General features: G+C 39.4%; 13 protein-coding genes. 6 read left to right on the top strand and 7 right to left on the bottom strand.

Annotation, left to right across the window (positions count from 1 at the left end; all coding sequences use genetic code 11):
- Positions 1 to 119: 119 nt before the first annotated feature.
- Entirely contained in the window at positions 120 to 1,133 is a 1,014-nt protein-coding gene (gene queA / locus R3F25_13330) for a tRNA preQ1(34) S-adenosylmethionine ribosyltransferase-isomerase QueA (GenBank protein ID MEZ5497781.1), read from the bottom strand.
- 15 nt (positions 1,134 to 1,148) lie between these two features.
- The gene (locus R3F25_13325) at positions 1,149 to 1,583 is read right to left on the bottom strand and encodes a copper chaperone PCu(A)C (GenBank protein ID MEZ5497780.1); all 435 of its coding nucleotides are present in this window, start codon (positions 1,581 to 1,583) and stop codon (positions 1,149 to 1,151) included.
- A gap of 106 nt (positions 1,584 to 1,689) precedes the next feature.
- Between R3F25_13325 and R3F25_13320 the strand changes: the two genes are divergently transcribed.
- The 3 genes from R3F25_13320 (at position 1,690) to R3F25_13310 (ending at position 6,385) form a co-directional block, all read left to right on the top strand.
- A complete protein-coding gene (locus R3F25_13320; GenBank protein ID MEZ5497779.1) occupies positions 1,690 to 3,174 on the top strand; it encodes a DUF4139 domain-containing protein in 1,485 nt (494 codons plus the stop codon).
- Positions 3,175 to 3,330: 156 nt separating this feature from the next.
- Positions 3,331 to 3,987, top strand: coding sequence for a DoxX family protein (locus tag R3F25_13315; GenBank protein ID MEZ5497778.1), 657 nt, complete (start codon positions 3,331 to 3,333; stop codon positions 3,985 to 3,987).
- A gap of 112 nt (positions 3,988 to 4,099) precedes the next feature.
- On the top strand, positions 4,100 to 6,385 hold the full coding sequence (locus R3F25_13310) for an endonuclease (protein MEZ5497777.1): 2,286 nt from the start codon (positions 4,100 to 4,102) through the stop codon (positions 6,383 to 6,385).
- Positions 6,386 to 6,489: 104 nt separating this feature from the next.
- Here R3F25_13310 and megL read toward each other — a convergent pair whose 3' ends face one another.
- Positions 6,490 to 7,713: a methionine gamma-lyase gene (megL, locus tag R3F25_13305; protein MEZ5497776.1), complete on the bottom strand. Its 1,224-nt coding sequence runs from the start codon at positions 7,711 to 7,713 to the stop codon at positions 6,490 to 6,492.
- Positions 7,714 to 7,871: 158 nt separating this feature from the next.
- On the opposite strand from megL, the gene R3F25_13300 reads away from it, so the two are divergent.
- The 3 genes from R3F25_13300 (at position 7,872) to hemH (ending at position 12,143) form a co-directional block, all read left to right on the top strand.
- Positions 7,872 to 9,368, top strand: coding sequence for a sigma 54-interacting transcriptional regulator (locus R3F25_13300; GenBank protein ID MEZ5497775.1), 1,497 nt, complete (start codon positions 7,872 to 7,874; stop codon positions 9,366 to 9,368).
- An 82-nt stretch (positions 9,369 to 9,450) separates the two neighbouring features.
- Positions 9,451 to 11,160, top strand: a complete 1,710-nt coding sequence (locus R3F25_13295) for a bifunctional sulfate adenylyltransferase/adenylylsulfate kinase (GenBank protein ID MEZ5497774.1) — start codon at positions 9,451 to 9,453, stop codon at positions 11,158 to 11,160.
- Positions 11,160 to 12,143 carry a ferrochelatase gene (hemH, locus tag R3F25_13290; protein ID MEZ5497773.1) on the top strand — a complete coding sequence of 328 codons (984 nt, stop codon included), beginning with the start codon at positions 11,160 to 11,162 and terminating at the stop codon, positions 12,141 to 12,143. Before R3F25_13295 ends, hemH begins: the two co-directional genes overlap by 1 nt.
- A 41-nt stretch (positions 12,144 to 12,184) precedes the next feature.
- On the opposite strand, the gene R3F25_13285 is transcribed toward hemH, so the two are convergent.
- The 4 genes from R3F25_13285 to R3F25_13270 form a co-directional block, all read right to left on the bottom strand.
- Positions 12,185 to 13,792 carry a hypothetical protein gene (locus R3F25_13285; protein ID MEZ5497772.1) on the bottom strand — a complete coding sequence of 536 codons (1,608 nt, stop codon included), beginning with the start codon at positions 13,790 to 13,792 and terminating at the stop codon, positions 12,185 to 12,187.
- A 56-nt stretch (positions 13,793 to 13,848) separates the two neighbouring features.
- A protein-coding gene (locus R3F25_13280; GenBank protein ID MEZ5497771.1) for an IS3 family transposase occupies positions 13,849 to 15,203 on the bottom strand; the annotation gives its coding sequence in 2 pieces (ribosomal slippage) (positions 13,849 to 14,888 and positions 14,888 to 15,203; 1,356 coding nt in all).
- A gap of 124 nt (positions 15,204 to 15,327) precedes the next feature.
- Complete coding sequence (locus R3F25_13275) at positions 15,328 to 15,810, bottom strand: hypothetical protein (protein ID MEZ5497770.1); 483 nt, start codon at positions 15,808 to 15,810, stop codon at positions 15,328 to 15,330.
- 72 nt (positions 15,811 to 15,882) lie between these two features.
- Positions 15,883 to 16,428, bottom strand: coding sequence for a hypothetical protein (locus R3F25_13270; GenBank protein MEZ5497769.1), 546 nt, complete (start codon positions 16,426 to 16,428; stop codon positions 15,883 to 15,885).
- Between the last annotated feature and the right edge of the window lie 74 nt (positions 16,429 to 16,502).

Here is a 16,502-nt window from a genome sequence, read left to right as displayed (position 1 = left end):
GAATAAATATGGAGGGAAACCGCAGGTTGAGAGTTTGGGGCGTGCTTTCTTTTGGTTACTTTGCTTTACACGAGTAAAGAAAAGTAACATTAAATAATGAAATTTTTCAGTTTATTTTTTTAAAAAATAAACATCGCATCTCCGTAGCTAAAAAACCGGTACTCTTGCTCAACAGCGTGTTGGTAGGCTGATAAAGTATTTTCTTTGCCACAAAGTGCAGAAACTAACATAATGAGAGTGGATTCGGGAAGATGGAAGTTGGTAAGTAAGGCATCAACCACTTTAAACTGATATCCCGGATAAATAAAAATATTGGTATCACCGGAAAACGGTTGGATTTCACCTTTACCGGCTGCAGTTTCAAGACAACGCACTGCGGTGGTACCAACCGCAATCACTTTGTTGCCATTTTGTTTGGTTTGTTCGACTAAATCAGCGACTTCTTGCGAAACATTCAGCCATTCTTTATGCATGATGTGGTTTTCAATAGAATCCGCTTTAACCGGTTGAAATGTTCCGGCTCCCACATGCAAGGTGACAAACGCTGTTTGAATTCCTTTTTCGTTAATTTTTTGCATAAGATTTTCATCAAAATGCAGTCCAGCAGTTGGGGCAGCGACTGCCCCTTTTTCTTTGGCATAAACAGTTTGATAGCGGTCTATATCATCGGTCTCATCTTGTCTTTGAATGTACGGAGGCAGAGGAATATGTCCAAATAAATCCATCAATTCGGATAAACTGCCAGTAGTTTCCAACAAATAGAACATGCCTTTCTTCGCTGTAATGGTCAGAAATGAATCTTCGCCGAAGAAAATTTTTGCACCGAGTTTTGGCGATTTGCTGGATTTCAGCATCGCTACCGCAGAATTATCATTCAGAATTCTTTCAATAAAGACTTCGACTTTCCCTCCGGTTGATTTAAACCCAAAAAGCCTTGCCGGAATCACTTTGGTATTGTTGAATACCAATAAATCTCCGGGATTGAGGAAACTAAGAATATCCGGGAATTTCAAATCCTGAATAGCACCGGATTTTTTATCCAAAACCAGCAAACGACTCTGTGTTCTTTCTTTGGTTGGGTGCTGAGCTATGAGTTTTTGTGGCAACTCAAAGTAAAATTCAGATTTCTTCATGAATAGTGTGACTTGCTATTTCCTTTCAACCGGAAACCAAATTTCTTGAACTTTTTTATCGTCACCATCTTTGTAAACCAAGTTGATTTTGATACTGTCACCAACACCGAATTTGATAATCGGATGCATCAACATAACGTGGTAACTTCCGGGTTTGAAAACCAACTGCTCTCCGGATTTGATAATTAACTGAGGCTGATGAATCATCTTTGCAACACCATCTTCAACAACTGATTTATGCAACTCCGTCATTTTAAAAGCCGGACTATAAGCATCAATCAAAACGAAATCTTCCTCAGTGTTGTTGGTTAATGTTCCGTAAGCTGCTTGCATCATAGATCCGGGAGGAGCTGCCCGAACCCAGAAATTTTCCAGTTCAGGGAAATCATCTTCTGCAAACAGGTTAAATGACAATGAAATTAATAGCAGAATTAATAAATGTTTACTCATATTATTCGATTAAAGCGTGTTATGATAAATTGGCAACGATTTTAACCCTTTTGGGTTTCTGATTCGATGATAAGAATCAAATAAACCGACAATAAAGGAAATTAACATGAAAATTATTTTATTACTCACAACCCTGATTATTATGAGCGATTCAAAAGTTTATGCCGATGATACGGCAATTACCGTGTATTCAACAGCGACACCGGGAAGTATTAATCCCAATCAATTCACAGGAAATCGACCGAATATTCCCGGTTACGCGATGATTAAACAAGACCGCATTGTGGATTTGCAGAAAGGCGTGTCAGAACTGCGATTTTCTGATGTTACCAGTATGATTGATCCGACAACCGTTTCTTTTTCCACTCCGAAAAACCCTGGAGCAGCTTATGTTCTGGATCAGAACTACCAATTCGATTTGGTCAGCACCAATAAATTATTGGAAAAATATGTGGAGCAAGAAGTTATTGTTTCACATACTTCCGGTGGAAAAAGTGAAACCTATCGCGGAACTTTACTTGGCACCAACGGCGGGATTATTATTCAACAGAAAGATGGTTCAGTTGTCACTTTATCAAGTTATGACAGCGTCAGTTTTCCATCACTTCCGGGAGGTTTGCTAACCAAACCGACTTTAGTTTGGTTGTTGGATGCAAAGAAATCAGGTGATGAGCTCGCCAGAGTGACTTATCAGACTCAAGGAATGACATGGTGGGCAGATTACAATTTGACATTAACAGATGATAATGGTCAATGTTCGATGGATTTATCGGCTTGGGTGAGTTTGTTGAATCAGGCAGGAAGTTCTTTTGAAAATACTAAACTCAAACTCATCGCCGGAGAAGTGCATCGGGCTCAGCCCAATGTCAATGTCGGAAGAGTGTATGCAAGTAACGCTCCTCAAGTGCTGGAAAAAGCGGATCGTGGATTTGAAGAAAAATCGCTTTTTGAATACCACTTGTACACACTTCCACGCCGTGTCGATTTGCCCAATAATTCAACCAAGCAAATCGAATTGTTTCCATCAGTGAATTCTATAGAATGTGAAAAAGAGTTGGTATTTAACGGCTCACAAATTTTCAATCATAATTATTACAGCCCGATTTCCGATCAGAATTACATGCGTACTTCAAAACCCAAAGTCAAAGCCTATGTGAGTTTCAAAAATGAAGAAAAAAGAGGCTTAGGTATGCCACTTCCGGCTGGGCGTATTCGTGTGAATCAGATGGATACTGATGATAATTCTCTGGAGTTTATCGGAGAAGATATTATCGACCATACACCTAGAAATGAGAAAATCACCATAGAATTAGGAAACTCCTTTGATGTGGTGGGTGAAAGAAAGCAGACTGATGTCAAAGTCGCCAAGCATGAAATCACTGAAACTTTTGAAATACGGTTGCGTAATCAAAAAGAGACCAAAACCAAGGTTAAAGTTTTGGAAACTCTCTATCGTTGGAGCAACTGGAAAATTGAGAACAGTTCTGATGATTATGAAAAAACCACTTCTTCAACCATTGAGTTTGATGTTGAACTGAAACCGGAACAGGAAAAAGTGATTACTTATACCGTTCATTATTGGTGGAAATAGTTAATTCATTAACCAAAAATAAAAGAGATGCTTTGATTTTCGAGCATCTTTTTTTTGGTTCAAATTTTTTGCAAGAATTATTCCACCTACAGGTCTATTGTTGCAATTCAATAATAAACAATAGTTCATGAAAATCTTATCCAATAGTCTTAATTTATGGGCAGCAACGACGTCTCGGCTGAATGCAATGCAGACGGAACATTTTTACCGCAACTATTTCTCAGATTGGTTCTGTTTTGGGAATTTTTTTGGGATGCCGGATTAAAAAAATATCAAGCCGGTGCTGATGGCAACTGGTTTGCCAGTATCCAGGATTCGTTTCCTTTTCCGTTTAATAGTTTTAGCTCCGGCTTAAATTGGAATATGGCAATGTGGGGAGAAATTATTGGTGCATTTCTCATATTGTTTGGATTATTTACCCGATTTGCGGCTTTTTCACTCATAGTTATAACCGTTGTTGCCACTTCTGCGGTGCATTGGTCGGAAAATTGGAGTTCCTTAAGCGAACTCTGGCAAGGATATGTCGTGACAAACAATGGAGAAGGGAATTTTAAATTGCCTCTTTTATATGTTGTGATGTTATTACCACTATTGTTTAGCGAAGCCGGAAAACTCAGTTTTGATAACTTGCTATCACACCTTAAAAACTATCATGAAACTGATGAAAAATGTTATGACTTTGCCATGTGGGGATTCATCGGACTCATTCTTTGTGCTGTTTTTATCTTCCTTATTCCAAGCGTTGCGATTGCCTTTCTGGTGTTTTCAGTATTGATGTTTTCTCTGAACTTTTATCTGATTCCCCGATATTAGCCAAATTTCAAAAAAAATTAGCAATTTTTGGCGGTGTTACAACAATTTGTAACACCAATGTCATGAGCTTTCAGGTATAATTTTCTGCCAAATTATTCCTCAAAATATATATATGAAAAAAGTTACTGTTCTGTCATTGATCTTATTTACCTCAATTCGAGTAAACGCCGATATTGGAGATTTACTAATTACCGAAATTTCGGCTACGTCTTCCAGTAGTGCAGATTTTATTGAAATTTACAATAATGGTGCATCAACTGTTGAATTATCCAATGTTTATATAACAGATGCCACGCACGAAGGTACTTCGACTTATTATTATAAAATAGTAACCGGTTACGGTGGAGGTGGAGATTATTATGACTTCAATGCCAGATTTCCTGATGGTGCTACAATTGCGGCCGGAGAATACCAAACAATTGCTGTGAATGGGTCGATTGCTTTTAATACTGCTTTTGGACAAGACCCGACTTATGAGCTCTACGAAGATAATGGCACAGCTGATAGCGTTCAAGACATGCGACATGCAACACCGAATTCGATTGCAACACCCTCAAACAGCACCAGACCAAGTGGACTAACATCAAGCGGAGAGGTTGTAATATTGTATCATTGGGATCTAACTGACTTGGTTCAAGATATTGATTATGTGATGTGGGGAGATACTGATGAAGCAGTTGACAAATCAGGAGTTTCTATTGATGGGCCAGATGGTGATATTGATCCCTCATCATATCTAAATGACACGGCAATACTTAGTCAATCTATAGTCTTCGGATTGGCACATGCTTCAGGAAAATCATGGCAACGTATTGATATGACAGAGGGAACTGAAACTCAATCCGGTGGAAATGGCATAACAGACTCTGATGAAACCTCTGAGAATCTAGATACAACCTTTACAGAAGCTGATGTTACACCAAATGCTGCTTATGTCGCACCTCCTCCAACAGCCCCCAATGTAATCATTAACGAAGTCGATGCTGTCAGTACTACTGAATTTATCGAATTATACGGAACAGCCAATGCCAGTTTAACAGATGTGGCTGTTGTTCTCTATCAAGGCAGTGACGATACTATTTACGATATCATTGACTTATCAGGTTTGAATATGGGTTCAGATGGATATTTCCTGATAGGAGATAGTTCATTGACACCTGAAGTAACAATACCTGTAAATACTTTACATGACGATGCAAGTGCAGTGGCTATTTATTTTAGCAATGCCAGTAATTTCACAATTGGCGGAAGTCTGACAACCACTGATTTAATGGATGCTTTGGTTTATGATTCAGGCCAAGCGGATGATGCTGAACTTCTAACATTATTGAATGCCGGACAGGCTCAAATTGATGAGAATAACAATTCAAATGCTGCCACAGAATCGAATGCCCGTTGTCCGAATGGTTCAGGTGGCTCCAGAAATACTGCCACGTACAATCAAGTGTCACCGACTCCTGCTGCCGTTAATAATTCTTGTCCTTTGGAAGATTATTACGCAAGCGTTGATCCGACTAATGCAACAACTTTGCGTAATACATTGCATGATATTATTAAAGTTGCGATTTCATTCCCTTATTCAAATGGTGCTTCTCAAGATACCTGGGAAATTCTGTCTTTTGCAGATGAGGATCATAATACTGCAGTTGACGTCAATCCGAACGTATCTGAAGCAGTATGGATGGTTTATAAGAATAACTCTTATACATACAATGGCGGAGGCCAACAACCCTATAACAGAGAACATACATGGCCACAATCCAGAGGATTCCATGAGGATGATATGGGAACCGATAATAGTGCCAGAACCGATGCTCATCACTTAATGATGTCAGATAAAGATTATAATTATATTCGTAATAACAAATACTATGATAATTGTGACCCGTCCAATGATGTGACATGTACTAATAATGTAAGTGCAGGAGATGACACAAATATCCAAACGATAGAGTATAGTGGTACAGTAAGTGGTCCAGCTGTTGGTGGCAATACCGGCTCAACTTACCCCGGAAATTCAAACTGGACTAATAATTCAGTATTCGAAGTCTGGAATTTCAGAAAAGGGGATATTGCTCGCGCGATGTTCTATATGGATGTTCGTTATGAAGCCAGTCAAATGGATCCTGCAAGCTCACCACCACAAATGGAACCGGATTTAATTCTGACCAATGATGTGAGCCAGTTAAATGCAGGAGGACCATATATGGGATTACTGAGTACACTTTTGGAATGGCACACTCTGGATCCGGTCGATGATATTGAAAGAGAACGCAACGAAGTTGTTTATTCGTATCAACAAAACCGTAATCCATTTATTGATCATCCGGAGTGGGTTGAGTGTATTTGCCAGGATATCTGCCCTGATGATTTAATCTTTGAAAACGGATTTGAATAACAGTTAAATCGCGTCAATAAAAAAAGGCAAGTTTGAATTCTCAGACTTGCCTAAAATTGACATCCCTATCGCGCTGAGTCCTCCATAAACTTAACTTATTTTGGTTACGCAGCCATCGTATCTTTCAACAAGTGAACATTTCCTTTTAATTGATTAAGAGCTTGTTTCAAGTCCTCAATAATATCTTCCACATCTTCCAGACCAACTGATAAACGTAACAAAGTCGGGCTGATTAAATGCTCTTCTAGCTCTTCTTCTGTATAAGTCGAATGTGTCATTGAGGCTGGATGTTGAATCAAAGTTTCCGTATCCCCTAAACTCACGGCACATAGAATTAGATTCAAATGATTGACAAAATACTCACCACTTTGTCGGTCGCCTTCAATTTCAAATGCAATCATGCCACCCGATTGTGCCATTTGTTGTTTTGCCAGTTGATGCTGTTCAAAACTTTCCAAACTCGGATAATAAACCTTGCTGACCAATTCATGTGATTCCAGATACTCGGCAACTTTCATGGCATTACTGCAATGTCTGTCCATTCTTACATGCAAAGTTTTTAAACCTCTGAGTATCAATGCAATGTCCATTGCTGATATTACTGAGCCAGTCATATCTTTCAAGCCGAAATAACGAATCTCTGTTAGAGTTTCTTCATCACCAACAACAAAACCGGCAATTAAATCCCCGTGACCACCCAGATATTTCGTCGCAGAATGAACCACCAAATCTGCTCCCAGTTCAATCGGTTTTTGCAAATAAGGAGTACAATAGGTGTTATCAATAATTAACTTCGCTGAATATTGATGCGTGATTTCTGCCAATGCTTTTATATCAACCAAACGCATATTTGGATTTGCGGGAGATTCACCATAAACAACTTTAGTTTTCTCAGAAATAGCTTTTGCCAAGCTCTCAGGATTGGTTAAATCACAAAAAGTAATGGTAACACCAAATTTTTTCAAACCATGTTCCAGAAAACTAAATGTACAACCATACAAAGTGGCATCCGCTATAATTTCATCTCCGGGTTCAACCAATGTCCATAAAGCCGAAGTAATTGCACCCATTCCCGAAGAGGTTGCCAACGCAGCTTCCGCACCCTCAAGATTGGCAATTCTTTGTTCCAGTAGTGCCTGACTTGGAGTTCCAATACGGCTATAGATGTAGTGATTATTTTCACCTTCAAAAGCATCTGAACCTTGCTTGACATTTTCAAAAGCAAATGTTGACGTCATATAAATTGGCGGATTTAACGCTCCGTGAAACTCTTTGGAATCATAACCAAAATGAATGGCACGAGTTTGAAATTTGGAATTCTTATTCATCACTACTTTAACCTTAATATGAGTTTTTCATATTGTATTCGGGAGAAAAATAAATTATTATATTTTTTATGTAACTTTTTCTTTACATTTTGTCTGGGTCTTTAGATAAGTTATTGATATATAAAAATTTAAATTTGTAAATAATTCATTACACTCTTATGAGAATAAAAATTACAACTGATAACCGACTGGGATTATCCAAAGAAATTCTGGCATTACTTGCCGAAAATGATATTGATGTTAAAAAAGTTGAAGTCGAAATCGGTCTAATGTTTGTCGAAACAGAACCGGTTGAAAAGCACCTGGCAGCAACGATTGCTTCCCGATTGATGAAAATTCCGAACGTCAAATGGGTTGAAAATATCAGCTTAATGCCGACCCGGGAACGTAATTTATTTCTGACTTCGCTTTTAAACGCAATTACCGATCCGGTTGTTGGTGTGAACAACAAAGGACATATCATTTATTACAACGATATGGCGGGTGAGAATTTCAAAATCAGTGAAAATAAACTCACTGAACTTAAAGATATTTTCCAACAAGATGATTGGGCATCAATTGTTGATACCGCCGCATCAGGAAATATGCCTGTCAATATAAAAACTGTTTCGGGTTCAATGTTGGTTGAAGTTCAGGCAATCACTCAAAAAAGCCAAAAAACCGTTGGAGCTGTTTTAGTTTTCCACAAACCCGAAAGCATTACTACTCGCTCACATTTAATTGAAGGTGCAGAGATTAGTGGCTTTGACAAGTTAATAAGCTATGATGAAAAAATGTTAGATGTTATCAATCGGGCATCACACATGGGCAATATTGACACTCCGTTAATTATTTACGGCGAGTCCGGTGCCGGTAAAAAAACGATTGCTCAAGCCATTCATCATTCCGGTAAAAGGAAAAATATGCTGTTTTCTACAATTGATTGTTCCATCAGTAATCCACAGCAATTAGAAGTTGAGCTTTTTGGCTTGGCAAATCCTGTTTCCGGTAAAGCGGGATTACTGGAAATTTCAGATGGCGGGACGGTATTTATTCGTTCCATTGCAGATATGCCGGAGAATTGTCAGAGGAAGCTTTCTGACTTCATTAATAACAAGTTTTTCTACCGGGTTAACGGTAAAATCAAAAAAGAACCAAATATCAAAATCATCGCTTCAAATACAGAGCCTTTACAAAAATTTGTTGAAAACAATCGTTTTAATAAAGAGTTGTTTTACTCACTCGACATCACACGCTTATTAGTTCCTCCACTTCGGGAAAGAAAGGAAGATATTGAACCGATTGCCAGTCATTTTTTATCTCAATTCAGCAATCAAAGCGGCAAAGAAATAAACGGCATGAGTTTTGAAGCACTCAATAAAATTAAAACCTATTTCTGGCCGGGAAATATCACTCAACTGAAAGACACCTTATTCAAAGCATCAATGCTGGCAGATACGGAAACCATTACTTCTGAAAACATCGAAATCGACGGTCACGCTCATATTGAAAGCTCGCTGGAAAACAAAACGCTTTCACAAGCTGTTTCTGAATTTGAAAGGCATTTTCTGGAACATTGGTATCAAAAATATCCTTCAACCCGTAAACTGGCAAACCAATTGGGAGTATCACACACAACTATCGCACAGAAATTGAATAAGTATAAGATAAATTAACTGACAATTTTAAAATCAATATAACCATTTTTTTGATAAAATACGTCTCTTGTAATTTTGATAACGTTCTGGAGAACATTAAATGCCTCTTAATACGCCACATGGCGGAAAATTAATTAATTTGATTCCTGATGCTGATCAGGTTGCTAAACTCAAACAACAAACTGTTGACATACCGAGCTGGGATTTAACCGAAAGACAAGTTTGCGATATTGAACTTTTGATGAATGGAGGTTTTTCTCCATTGACCGGTTTTATGAATCAGGCTGACTATAACTCGGTCTTAGCAGATATGAGACTGGCAGATGGAACTCTTTGGCCAATGCCTATCACCTTGGATGTGAAAACAGAACTAGCTGAAAGTTTAAAAAACGGAGACAAACTCGCATTAAGGGATATTGAAGGAGTTGTTTTAGCCATTTTGACTGTTGGAGACATTTGGAAGGTTGATAAACAAGCGGAATCTCTGGCAGTTTACGGAACGACCGATGAAAAACATCCGGCAGTTTCGTATTTGAATCACAGAACACACGACTATTACGTTGGTGGAGCCCTTCAAGGTTTACAGTTGCCGGTTCATTATGACTACTTAAAACATCGTCACACACCCGAAGAGCTACGTGCTAAGTTCAAGCGTTTAACCTGGAATAAAGTCGTGGCATTTCAAACCAGAAATCCTATGCACCGTGCGCATCAGGAATTGACTTTCAGGGCTGCCAAGAAAGTTCAGGCAAATTTGTTAATTCATCCGGTTGTTGGTATGACCAAACCCGGTGATATAGACCATTTCACCCGAGTCAAATGCTATGAAGCATTGCTCGATAAATTCCCCGATCGCACCACATCACTTTCGCTATTACCTTTGGCAATGCGTATGGGCGGACCTCGTGAGGCACTTTGGCATGCGATTATTCGTAAAAATTACGGCTGTTCTCATCTGATTGTCGGCCGCGATCATGCCGGTCCGGGTGATGATTCCAACGGCAATCCGTTTTACGGGCCGTATGAAGCGCAAGAGTTGCTGGTCAAATACGAAAAAGAACTTGGAATCGAAATGGTGCCTTTTGAAATGATGCTCTTTTCTGCTGATCGCGCCGAGTATATCCCAGCTTCAGAAGCAAAAGAGGGCGAAAATATTCTCAATATTTCAGGAACAGAACTTCGTCGCCGCTTACAAAACGGTTTGGAAATACCGGAATGGTTTTCTTATCCTGAGGTTGTTGAAATTTTACAAAAAAGCCATCCGCCGAGAAACAAACAAGGTTTCACCATTTTCTTCACCGGTTTATCCGGTTCGGGTAAATCCACTATTGCTAACGCTTTAATGGTCAATTTAATGGAAATGATCGAAAGACCCATTACTTTGCTGGACGGTGATGTTGTGAGAAAAAATCTTTCTTCAGAACTTGGCTTTTCTCGTGAACACCGCAACCTCAATGTTCTGCGAATTGGTTATGTTGCCAGCGAAATCACCAAAAATGGCGGAGTGGCGATTTGTGCTCCAATTGCTCCTTATGCAGAAACCCGCAAACAGGTTCGTGAAAATATTGAGCCATTGGGTGGATTCTTGGAGGTTCATGTGGCAACAACAGTTAACGTCTGCGAACAACGCGACCGCAAAGGTTTGTATGCTAAAGCCAGAGCTGGAATCATTAAAGAATTCACCGGAATCAGCGACCCATACGAAGCTCCTGAGAACCCTGAGGTTGTCATTGACACGGAATACTGCAAACCGGCAGAAGCCGCTCAAAAAATTATTCTGAAACTGGAATCCATGGGACTCATTAAATAATGTCAAAGTCTGAAAAAACCGGCATACTTATCACCAATCTCGGTTCTCCGGACGCTCCTACAAAGCAAGCGCTAAGGAGATATCTGAAACAATTTCTGAGTGATAAAAGAGTGATCCAACCCATCATTCCCAGATGGGTTTGGTTGCTGATTCTCAATGGAATCATTCTCAATGTTCGCCCTAAAAGATCTGCCAAACTCTATGAGTCAGTTTGGGGTCAATTTGGTGATGGAGCTCCATTGATTGATATTACAAAAAAACAATTGGAAGCTCTGAAAAAGCAATTTGTTAATGAAGACATAGAATTTGAAATGGCAATGCGCTATCAAAATCCCTCAATGTCTGCGGCTATTGAAAAACTGTTAAAAAAAGGTGTTGAAAAACTTGTTGTATTTCCATTGTATCCACAATATTCTCAGACAACGACTGAGTCCACATTTGATGATTTGAGTGATGCTTTAGAAAAAATTGATCAAAAACCTAAAGTCATAAAAATAAACGATTATCACACCCATCCTTTATACATTTCTGCACTCAAGAATAGCATTGAAAAGCATTGGCAAGAACATGGAAAACCACAGAAGCTGATATTTTCGTTTCATGGAATTCCGAAAATCTATTACGAACGCGGTGATATCTATCCCGAACAATGTTATGCCACAGTGGATTTATTAGTTAAGGAAATGAACCTAAACTCTGATGAATACATGGTGTGCTTTCAATCTCGTTTCGGAAAACTGGAATGGCTTAAACCCTATCTGGATGAAACCTTGCAAAATCTTCCCGCACAAGGAATTACCGATGTGCAAGTGATTTGCCCTGGCTTTTCAGCCGATTGTTTGGAAACACTTGAGGAAATCGAAGAAGAAAACAAGGAATACTTCCTCGAATCCGGCGGGAAAAAATACAGTTACATACCTGCATTAAACGACACACCTGAACATATAGAGTGTCTGGCTGATATTATCAAACAGAACTTATAAACAAAAAAGCCGCTCTAGGCGGCTTTTTTCAATATGCTTACTTATTCAGTAATCACAATCTTCCTTTTATATTTATCTCTTTTAATCACTGCATAATTTGCCAAAACAGAGGTGTTTTCATCTCCCAATGCGCCATTGACATATTTTTGGATATTAAATCCAACAACAGGCTTTCCAAAAAACTCATGAATCTCACCATTGTCACCGGTCCCCGTTAACTTACTTGGATTGGTTATCTCATCAACATAGTCAGTTTGCATCCAGCCTGTATCAAAAGAAAGATCTGAAACTGACGCATAATCAGGGTCTGACTGCCAGTCATTCAACCACAATTGTGAATCTAGAATAGAATTCTCATTATCTCCTTGATTGACATCAGACACATTTACCGACCAGCAATACTCAGGAAAAATATTATAATTTGGTGGAGGCGGATCAAAAATAGGCACCGATCCCATTTGCATACCGAGCTGTTGTTCCCGACCAAAAGCCTTAAACCGATGATTTTCACAAGAACCAAACTCAGAAAGTCCTATTTTAAATGGTGGAATCGGTAATACTGAACCTGAAAAATTAGGATCAACATAAAATCGTTTGGTTGGAAAGGTAGTTATCCACTCAGTTTCTGCACCGATATTGTCACTAATAACAAAATCATTGAGCTTTTGAGAACTCATAAATAATGCCGAGACTGCATCAACCGATGTTTGCCAGTTTGTTTTTAACACGCCATTATCGGTTTCGATTGAAGTTTTTGTAACATTCCCCGTAGATAAATCCGGCAACAAACTTCCGGGATTTGTATGCTGGGGTTGGTTGCTGTAACCATTGATGGCAATCGCATCATATCCGGCATCTGTTCCTGATCCAACATCAATAAGTGAAGCCGAACCATAGAGACCGCCTGTAGGAGGCCCAAAGCCATCATTTGCATCATTTGACCAGTCAAGAGTGCCATCTCCAAACCAATTGTCAGTCAAAACCCCACAATCGTTAGGTATGCCATTATCATGCAAGATTCCCCATTTGGTTGTTGGATCATCAATCACACCCATTTCAATAATTTCAAAATGACCTTCGGTGCAACGGGATAAATCATCACCTAAAGGGTCCAGATTATCTCCACTAAAAGACCAGGGCAAGAATTCATTCTCGCTAATTATTGCAGGATCGGTACAGGAGTTATCATTTGTGACTATTTTAGCAGTTTCTTGTCCCTCAAATCCCGGAGAATATAAAGCTGTTGCAGAGGCAAGTACCAAACCAGAGGTCCAGACATCATAAGGCGAAAGATAAACATTAAAATCCAGGCATTTTCGCGAATTCTTACCCTCATAAAAGCGCACTTTGATGGCTTTGGTTCTGTCAGAGATATTAACAACCGATATCAAGGTGTTGAGATTGTTCCTTACCGTGTAATAGGGATAAATCAACACTTGCCCGATTCCATCCTGAGAAAGACTCATAACCTCATTATCCGTTTCAAAATTACTGTTGAAATGTGTAATCTCTCTGTTGTATTTATTCTCAAAACTTCCGGCATAATTTGCCAGTACTCCATCACCAAGATTTCCATTGGTATATTGCTGAACTGAAAATCCAATCAGCGGCAAGCCACCAATAACGATATCCTGTTGTGTATTGAACATTGCTTGAGCCATGGATTGTACGTCGTCAAATCATTTTGGACCACAGCCCTCATAAATTAAGAGACACTTTGATTCATTTTGTTTAAGTTATCATAATGTAATTTTCGCCTCAAGGCGATTGTATTCTGTTTAATTAATTTTCTCTGTTTCAGTATCTGCTGTCCTCTGCCATAATAGACATCAGCTGGTGTTAAGTTGTCCAGAGACTCATGATACCTCTGGTAGTTATAATAGCTGACAAAGCGATGAAGCTGCTCTTTGAGATCACCCGGCATGTAATAATTGTCCAACAATATCTGGTTCTTCATTGACCTGTGCCACCGTTCAATCTTGCCCTGTGTTTGAGGATGATAAGGACGGCCACGAGTGTGAGACATTCGTTCTTGTTGTAAATAATCAGCCAACTGACCGGATATGTAGCATGGGCCATTATCACTGAGCAGTCTCGGTTTATGATCCACATGAGCCCGATTCAAGCCGGTAAATGCCAAAGCATCATCTAGTGTATCTGTAACATCTGATGCACTCATGGTTGTGCATAATCGCCATGATATAATGAACCTCGAATAATCATCCAGCACAGTGGACAGGTAGTACCAACCCCAACCAATGATTTTAAAATAGGTAAAGTCTGTTTGCCAAAGCTCATTAACTCTTGTGCTGGGTTGTTGGAATTTATCTCTGACCTGCATAAGAATATAAGCAGGGGATGTAATCAGATCCTGAGACTTCAAAAGCCTGTACATGCTTGATTCTGAAACATAATACTCTTTTGTTTCAGTGTATTTAACAGCCAGTTCTCTGGGAGAAAGTTCTGTCTCATTCAGAGCCATTTCAAGCATGGCTTGTTGATGCTCTTGGCTAATTTTGTTCCAAATGCGCCCCGGTTTAGCAGGTTTGTCAGACAAACCTGCTAAACCGTCAGTCTCATATCTTTTGAGCCAACCATAAAAAGTGGACCGATTTATTGATAATCGATCTAATGTTTTACGGACAGAAAGATCTGAGTTCTGAACTAACTGTATGAGCTCATATTTCTCTGAAGCTGAAAACCTCATATATCGTCTCCAGAGTTCCCAATCATGCTTTTTTTTAGCAATCGGTTCTCCAAAATGGTTTCTGCCAAGGCTTCTTTCAGTGTTTGTGCTTCGGCACGCAGAGTTTTGACTTCATCTGTACTGGCTTCACGAACAGTATCACCGGCAAGGCGTTTCTTACCTGCTTCCAGAAAGTCTTTGGACCAGCGATAATACAGATTGGCGTTAATGCCTTCACGGCGGCATAAGGCTGTTATAGTGTCTTCGCCACGTAAGCCTTCAATGACTATCCGGATTTTGTCTTCTGCCGAGAAGTGTCTGCGTGTATTGCGACGAATGTCTCTAACGGTTTTTTCTGCTTTAGTTTTTTTCATTGTTTTCTCCTGTGTTTAGAGTTTACAATGAACCAAAACTATCTCTTAGTAATTTGGGCTAAATGGTCCACATAGTGCTGACGGGATACACTGTCAGAGTGCATGGCATTGTTAGTTGATTTATTCATATTGGCAGATCCTGTGCTATTGCTTGAGCGAGAAACTCTCCACCTGGAGCTTCAAGCCTTTGTTCTAGATCGGCAGCATATTCATTGATGATGGCCGACAGATCTTCTTTAGAAATTAACTCATCACCTATAGAAATATGCGCACCCAGCTCACCAGCCAAACCCCATGCCTCTGCAATAAAGGTACTCGCATTCTTAATTGGCTGCCAAGGCAACAAATATCCAAGTTCAATTTTACTTATTTCTTGTGCTTCATCTTCGTAGTAGTCCACTTCTGTATCATTTATAAAAGCACTCACTGTGATTAGTGTGTCAGTTTGCCACTTTTCTATGTTGTCTTTCCGCGCATAAAAAAATACTTCACCACTTCCATCAGTAGAGTAACCCCTACGATTAAGCATTGAAGCTAATTCAGAGAACAGTACCGCTACGGGCTTGAGTGTAACGATAACCTCTTGGTGCCACCGATCTTTTTTCATTTCTTCAGCTAACGACCAAGCTGTGCGGTGCAAACGAAGCGTAGCGTAGTTTGCATCCGAACAAGCGCCTTGTTATGCATTTACACCCTCAAATGGAAAACTGTTTAGAACAGTTTCTACCAATTCATATACGGTAGCATAGTCATAATTCTGTCGCCCCATCTTCGGGGTCCAGTATCTGCCATGCGCAAGCCAGTGTCGATATTTTAGCGCGCCTTTTAAATCACCAATGATCTTAGAAGTTCCGTGCGCATTACTTTTCCACGCTTCCAGAATGTCATCTTCCAGCGAAGCTTTTGAGTTCTTTGTTTTGAACAAATTCCTAAAAGATCTCGAAAGTGGGTCTCTTTTCTTTTTGTAATTTCTTTGTAAGTAATCTATTCTAAACGCAGCTTCTAGAGTTGCCAAAAGCGTAAGTGAAGATGTGTGATTTAGCTCTTCAATCCTTGATCTCAACTCGTTAGCCAAATCTTCTCTGGAATAACCAAAAAACCTCTCCTCCAAGGCGTGGTTATTGTTCAAATAATACATTTTAAAGGACTGCTCTGAGTCCGAATAATAATTTGCAATTTCGACAAGCTCTAATTTTTCATTTGAAAAAGAAACCTTTTTAGCCACCGACAACCTCCATTAGTGCGCTAAGAAATGTTTCTTGATTAAATTCTATATATTTTATTCTTGGCGGTGGGGTC

It is taken from the genome of Gammaproteobacteria bacterium (genome assembly GCA_041395445.1).
Lineage (GTDB): Bacteria > Pseudomonadota > Gammaproteobacteria > Xanthomonadales > Marinicellaceae > NORP309.
This window is presented reverse-complemented; position numbering and strand designations above follow the sequence as displayed.